At 39.7% G+C, this 15,170-nt stretch carries 19 protein-coding genes; 17 read left to right on the forward strand and 2 right to left on the reverse strand.

Annotated elements, in window-relative coordinates; all coding sequences use genetic code 11:
* Positions 1-93: 93 nt before the first annotated feature.
* The 5 genes from IPU53_RS13150 to clpP all read left to right on the forward strand — a co-directional run bounded on the left by IPU53_RS13150 (position 94) and on the right by clpP (position 2,848).
* Complete coding sequence (locus tag IPU53_RS13150) at positions 94-822, forward strand: Fic family protein (RefSeq protein ID WP_207451358.1); 729 nt, start codon at positions 94-96, stop codon at positions 820-822.
* Between the two features lie 28 nt (positions 823-850).
* Positions 851-1,246 carry an NUDIX hydrolase gene (locus IPU53_RS13155; RefSeq protein ID WP_207451359.1) on the forward strand — a complete coding sequence of 132 codons (396 nt, stop codon included), beginning with the start codon at positions 851-853 and terminating at the stop codon, positions 1,244-1,246.
* A 28-nt stretch (positions 1,247-1,274) separates the two neighbouring features.
* A complete protein-coding gene (locus tag IPU53_RS13160) occupies positions 1,275-1,442 on the forward strand; it encodes a hypothetical protein (protein ID WP_207451360.1) in 168 nt (55 codons plus the stop codon).
* Between the two features lie 87 nt (positions 1,443-1,529).
* Positions 1,530-2,243: a sigma-70 family RNA polymerase sigma factor gene (locus IPU53_RS13165; protein WP_207451362.1), complete on the forward strand. Its 714-nt coding sequence runs from the start codon at positions 1,530-1,532 to the stop codon at positions 2,241-2,243.
* A 29-nt stretch (positions 2,244-2,272) separates the two neighbouring features.
* Positions 2,273-2,848 carry an ATP-dependent Clp endopeptidase proteolytic subunit ClpP gene (gene clpP / locus IPU53_RS13170; protein ID WP_207451364.1) on the forward strand — a complete coding sequence of 192 codons (576 nt, stop codon included), beginning with the start codon at positions 2,273-2,275 and terminating at the stop codon, positions 2,846-2,848.
* Positions 2,849-2,897: 49 nt separating this feature from the next.
* Here the strand turns inward: clpP and IPU53_RS13175 are convergent, their stop codons facing one another.
* On the reverse strand, positions 2,898-3,548 hold the full coding sequence (locus IPU53_RS13175; RefSeq protein WP_242698275.1) for a FusB/FusC family EF-G-binding protein: 651 nt from the start codon (positions 3,546-3,548) through the stop codon (positions 2,898-2,900).
* A gap of 286 nt (positions 3,549-3,834) precedes the next feature.
* Here IPU53_RS13175 and IPU53_RS13180 point away from each other — a divergent pair, with 286 nt between their 5' ends.
* The 10 genes from IPU53_RS13180 to IPU53_RS13225 all read left to right on the forward strand — a co-directional run bounded on the left by IPU53_RS13180 (position 3,835) and on the right by IPU53_RS13225 (position 11,162).
* Entirely contained in the window at positions 3,835-4,719 is an 885-nt protein-coding gene (locus tag IPU53_RS13180) for a serine/threonine protein kinase (protein ID WP_207451366.1), read from the forward strand.
* The gene (locus IPU53_RS13185) at positions 4,703-5,287 is read left to right on the forward strand and encodes an HAD family hydrolase (RefSeq protein WP_207451368.1); all 585 of its coding nucleotides are present in this window, start codon (positions 4,703-4,705) and stop codon (positions 5,285-5,287) included. Before IPU53_RS13180 ends, IPU53_RS13185 begins: the two co-directional genes overlap by 17 nt.
* 57 nt (positions 5,288-5,344) lie before the next feature.
* On the forward strand, positions 5,345-5,878 hold the full coding sequence (locus IPU53_RS13190) for a DUF402 domain-containing protein (protein WP_207451420.1): 534 nt from the start codon (positions 5,345-5,347) through the stop codon (positions 5,876-5,878).
* Between the two features lie 46 nt (positions 5,879-5,924).
* Positions 5,925-6,653 (forward strand): DUF2161 domain-containing phosphodiesterase, encoded by a 729-nt coding sequence (locus IPU53_RS13195; protein WP_207451370.1) that lies wholly within the window; start codon positions 5,925-5,927, stop codon positions 6,651-6,653.
* 61 nt (positions 6,654-6,714) lie between these two features.
* Positions 6,715-7,728: a DUF1835 domain-containing protein gene (locus tag IPU53_RS13200; protein WP_242698277.1), complete on the forward strand. Its 1,014-nt coding sequence runs from the start codon at positions 6,715-6,717 to the stop codon at positions 7,726-7,728.
* 75 nt (positions 7,729-7,803) lie between these two features.
* A complete protein-coding gene (locus IPU53_RS13205) occupies positions 7,804-8,586 on the forward strand; it encodes a class I SAM-dependent methyltransferase (protein WP_207451372.1) in 783 nt (260 codons plus the stop codon).
* 215 nt (positions 8,587-8,801) lie between these two features.
* Positions 8,802-9,317, forward strand: coding sequence for a YcxB family protein (locus IPU53_RS13210; RefSeq protein WP_207451374.1), 516 nt, complete (start codon positions 8,802-8,804; stop codon positions 9,315-9,317).
* 36 nt (positions 9,318-9,353) lie between these two features.
* Positions 9,354-10,262: an aminoglycoside phosphotransferase family protein gene (locus IPU53_RS13215; protein WP_207451376.1), complete on the forward strand. Its 909-nt coding sequence runs from the start codon at positions 9,354-9,356 to the stop codon at positions 10,260-10,262.
* An 89-nt stretch (positions 10,263-10,351) separates the two neighbouring features.
* Positions 10,352-10,840, forward strand: coding sequence for an NUDIX domain-containing protein (locus IPU53_RS13220; protein ID WP_207451378.1), 489 nt, complete (start codon positions 10,352-10,354; stop codon positions 10,838-10,840).
* Positions 10,841-10,949: 109 nt separating this feature from the next.
* Positions 10,950-11,162, forward strand: coding sequence for a hypothetical protein (locus IPU53_RS13225; RefSeq protein WP_207451380.1), 213 nt, complete (start codon positions 10,950-10,952; stop codon positions 11,160-11,162).
* 223 nt (positions 11,163-11,385) lie between these two features.
* On the opposite strand, the gene IPU53_RS13230 is transcribed toward IPU53_RS13225, so the two are convergent.
* Positions 11,386-12,525: an IscS subfamily cysteine desulfurase gene (locus tag IPU53_RS13230; RefSeq protein ID WP_207451423.1), complete on the reverse strand. Its 1,140-nt coding sequence runs from the start codon at positions 12,523-12,525 to the stop codon at positions 11,386-11,388.
* Between the two features lie 123 nt (positions 12,526-12,648).
* Here IPU53_RS13230 and nadB point away from each other — a divergent pair, with 123 nt between their 5' ends.
* Positions 12,649-14,229 carry an L-aspartate oxidase gene (gene nadB, locus IPU53_RS13235; RefSeq protein WP_207451382.1) on the forward strand — a complete coding sequence of 527 codons (1,581 nt, stop codon included), beginning with the start codon at positions 12,649-12,651 and terminating at the stop codon, positions 14,227-14,229.
* On the forward strand, positions 14,198-15,031 hold the full coding sequence (gene nadC / locus IPU53_RS13240) for a carboxylating nicotinate-nucleotide diphosphorylase (protein WP_207451384.1): 834 nt from the start codon (positions 14,198-14,200) through the stop codon (positions 15,029-15,031). Before nadB ends, nadC begins: the two co-directional genes overlap by 32 nt.
* Positions 15,032-15,170: the final 139 nt, after the last annotated feature.

A 15,170-nucleotide genomic window follows, 5' to 3' on the forward strand; every position in this document is an offset into this window, starting at 1 on the left:
TTTTTTCTTATTTCTCAAAATTGGAGAACTGGGGTATGGTAAAATGTTATCAAAACAATGATCGGAATAATCGGTTTAAGGGGGAGGATCTAGATGTTTGGACAAATAAACGAGAAAAAGGAAAAGTTAGATAGTTTGAGGCCAATACCGAAATATACTTTAAAGAGTTTACAGGAAAAACTATTGCTTGAATGGACATATAACACTAATGCTATAGAGGGTAATACGTTAACACTTAACGAGACAAAGGTAGTGCTAGAAGGAATAACGATTGGTGGAAAAACGTTGAGGGAGCATTTAGAGGTCATCAACCACCGAGATGCGGTAAAGTATGTGGAAGAAATTGTACAAATAGATGAGCCGATGTCGGAATGGCAAATAAAAAATCTCCATCGTCTTATTCTAAAAGGAATCGATGACGATTATGCGGGTGTATACCGTGACCAACAGGTATTGATTGCTGGAGCCAACCATGTTCCTCCCGCTCACTTCCTAATTAAGGAACAAATGGAACAATGTGTAGAGTGGGCAAGAGGAGAGGCATTAGACTTACATCCAGTGGAAAGAGCGGCCATGTTACATAGGATTGTCGTTGGTATTCACCCATTCATTGATGGAAATGGACGTACTTCCCGCTTATTATTGAATCTAGAATTGATGAAAGCAGGTTTTCCACCCATTGTCATCAAAGTGGAAAATCGATTAGCTTATTATGAGGCATTAGATAAAGCTCATACTGCGAGTAATGACGATGATTTTATCCAGTTAGTCATAAAGGAAGTTGAAAATTCATTGGATTTGTATTTGAGTGTTCTTTCTTGAGCAACATCGCTTAAAAGGAGGGGAAGAGATGAAAGAATGGAGCGGATCAGCCGCCATTTGTATTAATGAATATCAACAAGTACTTATGGTCAGGAACAAGGAAGAGGATTTATGGGCAGTGCCATCCGGAGGGATAGAAGAGGGAGAGACACCGGAGCAGTGCTGTATAAGAGAAGTGAAGGAAGAAACGGGGTATACGGTGAAAATCCTTCAGCCTCTATTCATAAAACATACGGATATCAACAAGATCCAAGTGAAAACTCATTATTTTCTTGTTCAAACGATAGGAGATAGTCAAGGAATTCAGGATCCTGATAAGATTATTGAAGAAAAAGCGTGGAAGTCTCTGACAGATATTCAAACACTTAAACATATGTATCCTGAGGATTTGCAGACTTTGGAATCGTTTCTGGAGAAAATGTAAGGGAATTCATAGGGAAGGGGATAAAAAAGTGAGTGATCTCTTAGTATTATTCATTATTGCCATATTGGGTGGTGTTGTATTCTTTTTGGGGTTCGGCTCCATTGTATTTAGAAGGTTGAAGGAGCCAGATGAGAAATTGGAAAGAAGAATAGAAAATCTGGAACAGGAAGTGGAACATTTAGATCAAAAGAAATAGAAATGATAAAATTATTTTTTCTTCCCCATATCTTTTCAGTATCCCTAATCGTTTAGTAAGGAGAGAGGTGCTAAAGGAGTGAAAGAGATGGTTAGAAAGCATACTTATCCAGCCAAGCAATATTCCCATCACCGAATAGGACAGAAGATCGTAAGCTTGTATCCACAATTATTGCCATATTGCCATCATTTGGCACAAAACAAATGGGACGGAGAGGATATCGCACAAGAAGTGATGGTGAAAGTGTTAAAACACTATGCTCATAAAGACGAAATCTCTCCTGCCCTATTGAAAAAAATGGCCTATAATCTATGGATTGACACCGTCCGAAAAAGGAGACATGAGACAACGCATACTGTAACGGACTTCATTGCAGATCATAATAGTCCTCATTCTGTGATGGATGAAATTGATTATCTAATCCGTTCATTAACGCCGAAACAAGCTGTGATAGTACTGTTAAAAGAAGGCTTTCAGTTTCAATTAAAAGAGATTGCTGCTTTTCTGAACACGTCTGAAACGGCTGTAAAGGCGAGCATTCAACGTGCAAGAAAAAGAATGGAGAAAAAAGAAGGAAAAGAAGACTTTTCGAATGACTTATACTGGGATGAGGAAGAACGGGAACGGCTTTATGAGCTCTTCCAGCAAACGATAACATCACAGGATCCAACAGACCTAATCCAAGCTATCCCCTCTATTCGTATATTGACAAAGGAGACAGACGTGCCTTCTATGCGATTACGGGAAACATATGCCTATCCACATCATTCTCCTTCTAGCACCCTCACAATGGCTGCGTAGCTAATCAATTATAAAGGAGGATGGGATAGATGAATCCAATTCCATATGTTATTGAACAATCTAGTCAAGGGGAGCGTTCTTATGATATCTACTCCCGGTTATTAAAGGATCGTATTATTATGATTGGTGAAGAAATCAATGATGCCATGGCTAATACGATTGTTGCCCAATTGTTATTTCTAGAAGCGGACAATCGGGAGAAGGATATCTCGCTGTATATTAACAGCCCTGGAGGATCAACAAGCGCTGGTTTTGCGATATTAGATACGATGGAATATATTCAACCTGATGTGAGGACGATTTGTACAGGGATGGCGGCATCATTTGGAGCTCTTCTCCTTCTGGCCGGTACTAAAGGCAAACGTCTTGCGCTACCAAATAGTGAAATCATGATCCATCAACCTTTAGGAGGAGCAAGAGGGCAAGCAACCGATATTGAAATCTCTGCAAAAAGAATTTTAAAGCTGAAGGATCTAACGAACAAAATGATTGCAGAAAGAACTGGGCAACCATTTGAAAAAGTGAAAAGAGATACGGATCGGGATCATTTTATGAGTGCAGAAGAAGCAAAAGAGTATGGGATTATTGATGAAATCTTAAGGTGAATAAAAAGGAAACCGTGCGAAGTAAAAAACGGAGGGGAATCCCCCTCCGTTATTTTTTCACCAACTCAATAAATTGTTCAAGTTTTTCTAATGACCGTAAGTTCTGGTTGCATGTTAAACTATCTGTGCAAATATAATTTCCACGATTTGTGTAGGTCTCTTTACCACTTTTGACGTTGGCCATAAATAACCCGACTTCTTCGTGACCATTACATAGAGCACAAATCCCCTTTGTTGGCTGGCGAAAGGTTCCATGGATGCCAACTAATTTTCCCTTATAGTCGAAAATAAGAAATTTTTTCTCCGAACGGATATCATACCAGCCCAAGTAGGTCAGCTCTCTAGGATCTACCTCATCCAGGGAGGGGAGCTTTAACTTTTTAGCTTTAGGAAACAATTTACTTACTGTTTTTTCTGTTATAGCCTTGAATGGAATAACATATTCTTTTAGCTCAGTTAAAAATTGTTCGGCTTGCTGTTCTTCCTTGATTTCCGTGATTTTATTAAAAATCGCCTGCTGTTGCTCATGAATCTCTGGAAACAAATCCATCACTTTATCAGAGGCTCCATATTTTACCGCCTTCAGGACATTCGGATCGTTCACAGTGGCATAGGCAGACACGAGGTTCTTCACTTGAAATTTTATAAACTGATATTGATCACTTCGAATAAATGCTTCTGTTTTCATATGGCTTGTCATATTTGTCAGCTCCTTATTGTAATTGATTGAAAATAAGGGGCAAAGCCATTAAAGTCAGGCGATTTTTATTTGATTGTCCACCCCATGCAAAGAATCGCCTGTTTCATAATAGGCTTTGCATGAGACGCTACCAATTCTGGCGGCAGGTTACTCGCCATCGTCTATCACCTCCGGTAACATGTTCGTATTATACAACAGAATGAAAGAATCTTAAACCCCATTAAAAGGATTTTCCCAGCTTAGAATCGAATATAGGATAGTAAAGATAAACAATCGGAGGGATGAAATGAGCAGTCTTGTATCATTGGATCACGTGTCTTTTTCGCTAAAAGAACACCATGACTTTGCTTGGCTCCAAGATCTAGGTGAGGTATTCACTGTTTTTGCTGAACAGGATTCGGGCAACTTGAGCTTTGGTGTGGAAAAGAATGGACTAAAACAATTCGTTAAATATGCTGGCGCCAGGCCTATTCACTTTTCTGGGGAGCCGCAAGAAGCGATCACTAGGTTAAAAGCTGCCATTCCCATTTATGAAAATTTACGACATTCATACTTAGTAAACCTCGTCGATCATTTTCAGCTTGAAAATGGATATGTGCTCGTATTTGACTGGTTTGAGGGAGAAGGATTGCATCCGCATTGGAAATTCCCTCCTCCACTGAAATATGAACATCCAGATTCTCCATTTTTCCGTTTTCGGCAATTGTCCATTGAATATCGACTTAAAGCATTACAGGATATTTTTGATTTCCATGTCCATGTAGAAGAGAAGGACTATGTGGCGGTTGATTTTTATGATGGTAGTCTGTTGTATGACTTCACGAACCAGCGGATGAAAATATGTGATATTGATTTGTATCAGCAAAAGCCTTACATCAATACAATGGGCAGACTTTGGGGCTCATCTCGCTTTATGTCTCCCGAGGAATTTACCGCAGGGGCTGAAATTGATGAAAAAACAAATGTGTTTCTAATGGGAGCAACTGCATTCGCATTAGTAGGCGGAGAGCTCGATCGCTCAATCCAAAAATGGGAGGCATCTCAGGCATTATACGAAGTGGCCATGAAAGCTATTGAAAAAGAGCGGGATGATCGCTATGCAAGTGTGAAGGAATTTGTCCAAGCATGGAATGAAGCTTTGGGAAGTGAGAAAAATGCCGAAAAAACCTGATTTGGTCTTAGATATTGCCGGTGTATTGGCCACTAATTTTTCGCCCTTGTTTTGGCGCCACTTATCTACCACTTATGATGTGCAGTATGAAGAATTGCTCGAATTTAGAAAAGGGATCCGTGAAGAATTATGGATAGGAGTGATCACTGAACAAGCCTTTTGGACAAACTTACAAAGACAATTTCCTCAAATTCATATTAAATCGGCTAGAAAGCAATTATTATCGCTGATCACCCCTTTACCAGCTATAAAAGAGATTCCAAGTTGGAGTAAAATGGCTGATATTCATTTATTAAGTAATCATCGGCTTGAATGGATCGAACATATCCTCATCCCGATTCAAGAATATTTAACAAGTGTAACAATTTCTGCAGCGGTAGGCGCATGTAAACCAGGAATTTCCATATACGAAAAAACTCAAACCTACCTAAGAAACAATGGAACTGTGCTATTTGTTGATGATCAGGAGAAAAATTTTACCGGGGCAGCGGAACTAGGTTGGGACACGCTACTTGCTGATAAGGAGGGAGAATGGACGGAGAAAGTTTCTTCGCTGCTAAATCAATAGTAGATCCGTAAAAGAACATATTACCGCAGCATCAACGTTCAAAAGGGGGATTTGCCAATATTTGTACATACGATTAAACCAAGTATAATAGAAAGAAAAATTCGCTATGATGCGACAATTGTAGAGTATCCTTGTTCTTTATTGTATGCGGACAAGAAGCAAGCAATTCTTTTTCATAAGGTCCAGCAGTCTTTTTCGATGGTGACAGAACAAGCAACCTTAACCATTCCAGTAGAGAGTTATACGCTGGCGTATTATTGGAAAGATCGCCCTTATAATTTGTACATTTGGCGAGATAAGAATGGCCATTATTTGGGGGCCTATTTTAATATCGTGAAAAACACTTCTATTACAGACTCCCTTATCACTTTTGAAGATTTGATTATCGATGTTTTGGTTTTTCCGAATGGTGATTGGTATATTTTAGATGAGGACGAGCTGCCTGTGGCGCTTGCTCAATTTGAAAATGGATATGTTCGACAATCTGTAGATTTACTAACAAATGGACTTGATGACCTGCTTTTGCCAATTTTAACAGAGGGAGAAACAAAATTTGGACATAAGTCGCTTTTTACTTTGTTGAATGGATAAATAGTATTTGATTTAGACTTTCATGCTTAGGAGCGTATTTTAAAAAATGAAACATAAAGCAGGAAAATTATACGAAACTCATTTATATCAACCGATTCAAAACTACTTTATCCAACGTGATTATGAGGTTTACGGAGAAGTTAACCATTGTGATTTAATCGCTGTGAAAGAGAATGAGCTTATTATTGTTGAGCTAAAGCTTAATCTAAGTGTGGAACTCCTTGTACAAGCTACCATCAGACAACGCTTATCTAACTTCGTCTACATCGCTATTCCCAAACCCAAGTACAGTCTATTTTCGAAGAAATGGAAAAACATATGTTACTTGATAAGGAGACTTGAGTTAGGTCTGATTCTCGTTTCAATTGAGCAGGACCAGGTTGAAATAAAAATTCCCCCATCTTCTTTTGATCGAAAAAAGAGCATGGAAAGGAGCAGGAAAAAAAGAAACCAGCTTCTTAATGAACTTAAAGGGAGGCATGGGGACCATAATATTGGTGGGAGTCATAATACCAAGATTATGACGGCATATAAAGAAAATTGTATCCACATTGCTTGCTGCCTCGAACATTTCGGCCCGTTGTCGCCTAAAGCACTGCGTCATTTGGGGACAGGGGACAAGACCTTATCCATCCTCAATAAAAACTATTATGGTTGGTTTAATAGAGTTCGCAGAGGAATATACACCATCAGCGAATTAGGTAAAAAAGAGATACATGAATACCCAGAACTTGTTCGTTATTATGCCGAATTAGTAGGGAATTCGTCGGATTAATGATTTGCAGTGTATTCATGTCCATATAAAAGAGAAATAATCGAAAAAATGGAGGATAACTATGAATGAAAACCTGCGAAATTCGGTTAATCAATTAACAGAAAGTGAGGCAAAATCGATTCTCTTACAAACAATGCTTCGGTTAAAAAGGATACCAGAATCTCATGAATCACAGCGACAGATGATGAAAGATTTACATGCATGGTGGAACCTTAAATTTGCTCAAAGTAATAAAAAAAGCACTGAAATAGAATATAAAACGGTACATATCGTCTGTGGTGAATCTACTGCGGGTTCGCTTAAGGTAGGTTTAGAACATGGGAATAAAGTGATCGGCTTTCCTGACTTCTTTACTGCTGGGCCCATATGGAAGCTTTATGAAGAAGAAGGACGTACGCATCGCTACGAGTGGCTGCGGGATCATTTGAATATTGAGGATGGTTTTATTGAAAAAGAGTATCAAAAAAGATTTTCAAAAACGCTTGCAGAACTAGAAGTGATTCCAGACCATGTTCCGATTGTGCTCTGGACCGGTGAAAATGCGGGCGAACAAACAGGGATACGCTATCTTTTATATTTGTTGAAGGAGAAACCAAATGATGTTTTCCTAATCAATACAACCCTTGCCTATCAGGAGTTGTATAATACAAATGAAATCCAGTATTTTTATTTTCATACAGGAGAGGTTCATCCAGAGAAGTTAAACGATATCTATCAAAAGAAATTACCGGAAGCTTTAACTCCTGAAGAAAGATCACGATTTGAAAAAGAATGGATCACTTTATCTAATACGAAGGGCGTAGTGCGGATTTGGGAGAATCATATCATCAAAGAAGTAGGAGAAGATTATTTTGATGAGTTGCTTATAACCGCTGCTCAAAATTTACACAAGCAAAAGGGGAGGGCTTTTATTCAAGCAGGTCGACTGATTGGAGAAGTACTTGGTCAGATTGATGGCATGGTAGGGGATTCCTTTTTGGAGTATAGAGTGCGTAGTTTAATCTATCAAGGTTTTTTTGAAATAAAGGGAATTCCCAAGGCAATGCGCTATTATAGTGTGAAGATAAGAGGCTGATTATCCCAGGCGATCCAAAACCTCTGAGAATGGGTACTTTTAGGCTTTTACCTCACGTAAGAAAAAAGGAGGGCAATGATGACAACATTTATCGATCCATCTCTTTTATCTGGATGGCTTCGTCCACATTCACTAGAATGGTATAAACAGCTGAGTAAGCTACAGGGGGAATATGAATACTCTTGGCAATCCACTCATACAGAACCGAATGGGGAGTCAGTTTTTGATCGTGAAGTGGCTCAAATGGTTCAGAATAAGAAGGTACTTGACGTGGGGTGTGGCCATGGAGGATTTGCGAATAGGTATGCTCCTCTAGCAAAAGAGGTGATTGGCCTTGATGCAACAGATAGATTCATCAAAATGGGGAAAGAAAACAGACACCCCAATGTTTCCTTTGTGGTAGGAAATACGAAACAGGGCTTGCCTTTTGCTGCTAATACCTTTGATTGTGCGTATATTCGTAAAGGACCAACATCGGCTTACCTATACTTGCCACAAGTGATCAAAAAGGGAGGAGAGGTCCTAGCCTTACATCCTGGTGATGAATCACAAAAGGAGCTTCCGCAATTATTTCCCAACTTGTTTCCAGTAGCGACAGGGACACCTGTCTTGGAAATTATTCGACAAAAAATAGAAAACCATTTTATGAGTTCAGAGATTGAAGTCGTCAAAAGTACCGAATATCTTCATACTCCTCTGGACATCATTAAGCGGCGATGTTTTGGCCAGAAGCCGGAAGTATTGGAACAAGTAAAAGATGCAAACCTGGAACAGATTACTAAGGTATTTGAGAAAGAGGCGACTGAGAAGGGCCTAGCAGTCACTCAAGTGTATTATATTGTGAGAGCGGTAGTTTGAATACAGGTCAATAAAGGCGTGATCAAGATTTTTGAAATCATATCTAGCTTTGTAATAGGCAGTGCACTCTTATTAGTAGGTTTTGTAGCAACACTAGAACGGAGATTGCCATGGTCGTTTAGGTTCTTAATAATCCTGTACGGCCTTGGATTTGTTGTATATCCCGTTTACCAGTTACTTAGTTGACTATTTCTGTAAAATAAAGGGGAGTTCTCATGGAGATAACATATAGCTTAACAGAAGAAGAGTACCTGAAGTTTAATTTGTTTCATGTTAAAAATTCCAATACCGTAAAGAGAGCCTTAAACATCCAACGATTTTTATTTCCAGTCCTCTTTATCGTTTTCTCTTACTTCTTTTCAAAGGTGACAGATATGCCTTTTCTCGGAATATTTATCCCTTTTTTATTGATAAGTATATTATGGGTGATTTTCTATCCAAAATATTTTTATCGCTTTATCATCCGGAATACGAAGAAACTGATCAGAGAAAGAGAAAATGAAGGTTTATTAGGGGAACATCGAATGACTTTGTTAGAAGAGGGGCTCGTTGATATCACTCCTAATAAGGAAACGAAGGTCACCTGGTCGGGTATTCAAGGATTAAAAGAGGATGAGCAGGCGATCTATCTGTATAATAGCTCCGTCAGCGCGTATATCCTGCCAAAAAAGGATTTACATAATGTGGAGGAGACGAAGGCGTTTATTCAGGCGAAGATTAAAGATGCATAGGACTGGGGTGCCTAAAGAACACGGAGGAGAATATAGATGAATCAATTTACGGCTGTCATCAACAGTTGGGAATCATGGGGGCAATTATTTCAATCCATTCCAACCTTTGAACCGCTAATACAATCTATCTTTGCAAAAGAAAAGCTCGCCTTTTCGAAAATAGAGCATTGTACACCTGGGACAAATGCTGTTTTTAAAGTGGGCGATTACGTGATCAAGGTATTTGCGCCAGCAGAATCTGGGATAGACAGTACAACAGATTTCACAACAGAATCATTTGCGATGCATAGAGCAGCACAGCTTGGTGTGTCTGTACCGAACCTGGTTGCAAGTGGGTCAGTAGAAGATAAATACCACTTTTCCTACTTAATTATGGAATATATCGAGGGGACAGAATTGAATAAAATCCATTCCTTTTTAACATTTGCAGACAAATTGACTATTGGACAAAAATTACGCCACATCACAGATGCAATGAATACTCCATGTGTTCCTTTTAACGGAGTTGACGTGATTCATGATAGAGACAGGCAAAAGCGATGGGAAAAATACCCTGAGAATTTTAAAAAGGAGCGACTGGATTATATCGAATCCCATGACTTTGGCGAAAACGTGTTTGTTCACGGAGACTTAAACAGGGACAATCTCTTGCTGGCTGATGATCATACCATACATATTATTGATTTTGCTGATGCTGTACAAGCTCCTCTTGTCTATGAACAGGCCTTGGTTGTCTGTGAGTTATTTCAATTCGATAAGGCTTATATACAAGGGTATTTTGGCCAGGCTTCGAACGAAGAAATAACGGAAATTTGTTTTAATGGCCTCTTGATTCATGATTTCGGTGGAGATGTGATTGAACAAAATATCTGCTCGGTAAGGGAATTAGACAGCTTGAATACTTTACGTAAACGGCTTGATAGGTTAATCAAAAATACCGAATGAAAATAGGAGATTAATGGTTGGTAGATTGCAAATATATAAAAGTAGTACAAATCTTTGGTATAATAGATGCTAAAAAATGGGGTTCATATATGAAAAAGATTGAAGCGACACTCTTATCGATGGTGATCGTCCATGACCAGACGCTGAATAAAATTTTACTCGTCAACCGTCCAAGTAAATTGGGATTTCCAGGGTATTTAGGACCTGGAGGGAAAATTGAATTAACCGAGAGCTTTGCCGAGGGTGCAGTGAGAGAATTAAGGGAAGAAACGGGATTACTTGTGAATCCTGAAGATCTTATCTATAAAGGCGTGGATGAATATATTTTAGTAGATGAACATTATCGTTATATTGTGTTCAACTATGTAGCGACTGAGTATAAAGGGAAGTTGTTAGAAAACCCGCCTGAAGGAGAGCTAAAATGGGTTTCCAAAGAGGAAATGACAGACTTGCCAATGCAACCTTGGTTTCGAAGAAGGTTACCCTATTTCTTTGAAAAAGGTACTTTTGAAATATCCATCCATTTAAAAGATTTTGAGAGTTCACCGATAAAGGAAAGTATTCGCCAAATAGGGTAATTCGTTCTATTTACTGCAGCCCTTACTCCACCGTAATGGATATTGAGTCCCCATTAAGGTCCCTTTTTGTTATAATAAGAATAGATTACGAGAGGGGACATTCGAATCCATGAAAAAGTATTTTATCATCCGAATTTTGGTTGTGTTTTTATATATTGCTGTTTTATGGTATGGATTAACGACAAGGACTAATACCGGGTATGCGGTGATTATTATTGGAATGTTGGCTGGATTAGGAATTAATTATTGGAACTATCGAGCCAATTTAAAAGGAAATCTCGAAAATCCGCAGGTAGGAGAAAAAACGAAGAAATCGCCGTGAAAACCTGAGTTTCAAGCTATCAAAGCGTAGATAAAGTGTACTAACTTTGTCTACGCTTTATTTTATGGTACTAGCGATTGTGGTCTATGCCTAGCTCCAAGCGCCTTGCGTTTCATGCATAGTCGAGTTTATTAATAACAGGCCTAAGCCATAACGACGAATAAAGGCCCACAATGTTTTTAATATACCGAATATCGCCGAACAGGCACTTGCGCTTTTATTTTTAGCTCCTCTCGCATTGTTTTTCAAAAGCATGTAAGATTTTGATTAGTGTTTTCCCTAATGTCTGCACATCTTCCAACTTTGTATTCTTTCCAAAAGAGACTCGAATAAACTCCTTTGCCTGTTTGCCTGTTACGCCTAAAGCTGTCATTGTTTTAGCGGGAGCTTGACTACCGACCTGACAGGCGCTTCCAGTTGAAATGGCGTATCCATTGCGATTACATTCCAGCATTACAAGTTGTCCTTCGATTCCCTTGATTCTTAGGCCGACAATCGCAGGGAGGTCGGAAGGATACACTTTAATCTGCGTTGCCTTGTCTTTAATGGTGTTTAAGAATATATCGTGAAGTTTTATAAAATGTTCCTGCTGTTCTGCAAGGCTAGCAATCGATCTTTGCGCAGCTAAAGTCATCGCCGCAATCCCTGGCACATTAACAGTTCCAGGCCGAAAGCCATTTTCATGGGACGTGTTCGGGTAAAAAGGTTCCCAATGTAGGTGTGGACTTAGATATACAGCTCCAACTCCCTTTGGCCCATAAAATTTATGTCCTGAGATCGCTAAGCTATCAACAGAATGAGCAATTTCTTGCATGTCTAGCTTCCCAAAAGTTTGCACACAATCACTATGCAAAAGAATATCCTTTTCACGGCATAGTTTGCTTATTTCAATAATTGGCTGGATTGTGCCAATTTCTGCATTCCCATGTTGGATCGTAATTAAAACAGTTTCCTCGCGGATCGCATCTTTTAGTTTCTCCAGATCAATATGTCCATCTTGATCATAGGGGAGGGCCGTCACCTCGTACCCCTCCTGCTTGCATTTTTCCATTGCGCTGTGGATGGAAGCATGCTCCGCTGTACTTGTAATGATATGCTTTCCTTTTTTTAGAGGGGATGATAGCAAGGTCTGAATCGCTAAAAAGTTCCCTTCTGATCCTCCACTAGTAAAATATATCCCATTTGTTTGGACACCGAGCATTTGTGCAAATTCTTTTCGACATGTTTCCAAAAGCTGTTGTGCCTGATTCCCGGTATCATGAAGACTACTCGTATTTCCAAAAAATTCGGTTGCCGATTGAATATATAATTGAGCAGCCTCTTGATCAAGAGGACAAGTAGCCGCATAATCAAAATATTTTATGATGTTTTCTCTCCTTATCTAGTATTATTTTAAAAAAACTCTTGTCATAAGTTTAATTATATGTAAATATATGTGTCAAGACACATGTAAAATATTTTTGAGTAAAATGTAAAGGAGGGGCTCATGAATCAGACAGATGTATTAATTATAGGAAGTGGGATTGCAGCACTCCAATTAGCCTGCAAACTTCGTCATGATATCAATGTGATGATTATCACAAAGTCGCATATCCAAGAATCTAACTCCTATCTGGCTCAGGGCGGGATTGCAGCAGCTATAGGGAATCAGGATCGTTCAGAAAAGCATTACTTTGACACGCTTGAGGCAGGGCGATTTCATAATGACCCAAAAGCTGTTGAAGCTTTAACTGATATGGCTCCATCCCTTATACAATCTTTAACACAGCAAGGCTGTCCTTTTGATAGAGATGAACGAGGAAAACTTCTTCTCGGCATGGAAGGCGCCCATAGTGAAAAAAGAATTATTCATGGTGGCGGCGATGCAACTGGAAAAATGATTATGGATTGTTTGCTTCCTCGCATACCGAATCATGTTAAGGTGCTGGAAAATCATTTTGTATATGAGCTTTTAGTAGAAAAAGATACTTGTGTTGGTGTAAAGACAAAAGACGAAAATCATGAGAATCACACCTTTTTAGCCGATCATATTGTAATCGCAACGGGTGGCTGTGGACGATTGTATCGCTATAGTTCTAATGCGGAAACGGTGACCGGCGATGGGATCGCGCTTGCGTATCTTGCTGGTGCAAATATTTCGGATATGGAATTTATTCAATTTCATCCTACTCTTCTTTATATAAATGGAAAAACGAAAGGACTTGTATCAGAAGCCGTTCGAGGTGAGGGAGGACGGCTGGTGACAGAGGCTGGAAAGGAAATTATGAACGGTGTTCATCCACTGGCAGATTTAGCACCGAGACATATTGTTTCACAAACTATTTATGAACATCTTTCACAAGGAGAGGATATTTATTTAGATATCTCACAAGTTAAAGATTTCTCTAGGCGATTTCCGACGATTTCACGTCTTTGCCAAGCAAATGGCCTCGATTTAGAGGAAAAGCGAATCCCAGTTGTTCCTGGAAGTCATTTTTTAATGGGAGGGATTCAAACGGATCTTATAGGAAAAAGCAGTCTTCAAGGGTTATATGCATTGGGAGAGGTCGCGTGTACTGGCGTTCATGGAGCCAATCGATTGGCTAGCAATTCATTACTGGAAGGTTTGTTTATGGGAGAAAATCTCGCTCAGTGGTTGAACAGTCAGCCCTTTTCTAAAAGGATTCGGAGTGAAGCTTTTTATTGGCAGCAGCCTCAGCACATGGGGAAGCCGTTACCAAGTATAGAGGAAATTCAGAAGAGGATGATGGATTATGTGGGCATTGTGCGAACAGAGGAAGAATTAACAAAGCAATTGCAATGGTTAGAGTCATTTATGGGAGAGCATGCCTGGGGTGGAAATCTCGATCATATGGATAAAGGCGAACTCACTCGTTATTTTATGGTCATGACAGCTTATCTGGTGACAAAGGCAGCACTTCATAGAACAGAGAGCCGTGGTGGTCATTACCGAATGGATTTCTCATGTGAAGATGATCACAACTGGAGACGAAAACGATTGATTCAAAATCGGAAAGCGAAAGAAGGAATAGCGTATGAACAAGATCAAATTACAGCAGCAACTTAAACAATTTTTTTTGGAAGATATCGGGGATAGAGATGTATCCAGCAGCATTTTTAGCAGAGAACAAATGGGGCAGCTATCTTTGCTTGCAAAAGCCGAGGGGATTTTTTGCGGAGAAGAAGTGGTGAGGACGGGATTTTCTTTGCTTGTGGATCAGTTGGATATCAATATGAAGATTCGTGATGGGGAATGGATTGAAAAAGGGCAACTGCTTGCGGAAATTAGCGGGACAGTCAACGATCTTTTACAAGCGGAAAGAGTTGTTCTGAATTTAGTACAAAGAATGAGCGGCATTGCGACAAAAACAAATGAGGCTGTAACTTTGTTAAATAGTGATCATACTAAAATATGTGATACAAGAAAGACGACACCAGGTTTGCGGATGCTGGAAAAATATGCGGTTCGATGTGGGGGTGGCGTGAATCACCGATTTGGACTGTATGATGCAGTCATGTTAAAGGATAACCACATCGCGTTTGCTGGTTCGATTGCAGGGGCCGTAGCAGCAGCTCGGAAAAATGTTGGCCACATGGTAAAAGTCGAGGTGGAAATTGAGTCAAAAGCACAAATGCAAGAGGCAATTGAAGCGCAGGCCGATGTCATTATGTTTGATAATCGCACCCCCGCCGAGATCAAGACGTGGATAAAAGAAGTGCCAAAAGGTATTGTAACTGAAGCATCTGGTGGGATCACACTAGAAGATCTTGCCTCCTATGGCGAGACAGGGGTCGATTACATTTCGTTAGGCTTTCTTACTCACTCTGTCTCAGCGCTAGATATTAGTGCCAAAGTTGAGTTGGCATAAGATGAAACTTTAAAAATACACGCGCAATGGTGCTCATTGTATGCGCTGGAAATCGAGCATAGTGGAAAAAGTGTAGGGTGTCGGTGTTCGCCGTGCCTGAAATCAAGGAGAAGCGTAGAAAGCGTAACGGCGAGAGTCA

The sequence above is a fragment of the Bacillus sp. SD088 genome (assembly GCF_017355205.1).
Taxonomy (GTDB): domain Bacteria; phylum Bacillota; class Bacilli; order Bacillales; family Bacillaceae_C; genus Lederbergia.

Bases quoted from the DNA above. Each gene is read 5' to 3' on its own strand.
- IPU53_RS13220 (WP_207451378.1), top strand. From the start codon at position 10,352: ATGAAAAAGATTGAAGCGACACTCTTATCGATGGTGATCGTCCATGAC.
- nadB (WP_207451382.1), top strand. From the start codon at position 12,649: ATGAATCAGACAGATGTATTAATTATAGGAAGTGGGATTGCAGCACTC.
- IPU53_RS13195 (WP_207451370.1), top strand. From the start codon at position 5,925: ATGAAACATAAAGCAGGAAAATTATACGAAACTCATTTATATCAACCG.
- clpP (WP_207451364.1), top strand. From the start codon at position 2,273: ATGAATCCAATTCCATATGTTATTGAACAATCTAGTCAAGGGGAGCGT.
- nadC (WP_207451384.1), top strand. From the start codon at position 14,198: ATGAACAAGATCAAATTACAGCAGCAACTTAAACAATTTTTTTTGGAA.
- IPU53_RS13175 (WP_242698275.1), bottom strand. From the start codon at position 3,548: ATGACAAGCCATATGAAAACAGAAGCATTTATTCGAAGTGATCAATAT.
- IPU53_RS13165 (WP_207451362.1), top strand. From the start codon at position 1,530: ATGGTTAGAAAGCATACTTATCCAGCCAAGCAATATTCCCATCACCGA.
- IPU53_RS13200 (WP_242698277.1), top strand. From the start codon at position 6,715: ATGAATGAAAACCTGCGAAATTCGGTTAATCAATTAACAGAAAGTGAG.
- IPU53_RS13155 (WP_207451359.1), top strand. From the start codon at position 851: ATGAAAGAATGGAGCGGATCAGCCGCCATTTGTATTAATGAATATCAA.
- IPU53_RS13180 (WP_207451366.1), top strand. From the start codon at position 3,835: ATGAGCAGTCTTGTATCATTGGATCACGTGTCTTTTTCGCTAAAAGAA.
- IPU53_RS13150 (WP_207451358.1), top strand. From the start codon at position 94: ATGTTTGGACAAATAAACGAGAAAAAGGAAAAGTTAGATAGTTTGAGG.
- IPU53_RS13215 (WP_207451376.1), top strand. From the start codon at position 9,354: ATGAATCAATTTACGGCTGTCATCAACAGTTGGGAATCATGGGGGCAA.
- IPU53_RS13210 (WP_207451374.1), top strand. From the start codon at position 8,802: ATGGAGATAACATATAGCTTAACAGAAGAAGAGTACCTGAAGTTTAAT.
- IPU53_RS13225 (WP_207451380.1), top strand. From the start codon at position 10,950: ATGAAAAAGTATTTTATCATCCGAATTTTGGTTGTGTTTTTATATATT.
- IPU53_RS13205 (WP_207451372.1), top strand. From the start codon at position 7,804: ATGATGACAACATTTATCGATCCATCTCTTTTATCTGGATGGCTTCGT.
- IPU53_RS13185 (WP_207451368.1), top strand. From the start codon at position 4,703: ATGCCGAAAAAACCTGATTTGGTCTTAGATATTGCCGGTGTATTGGCC.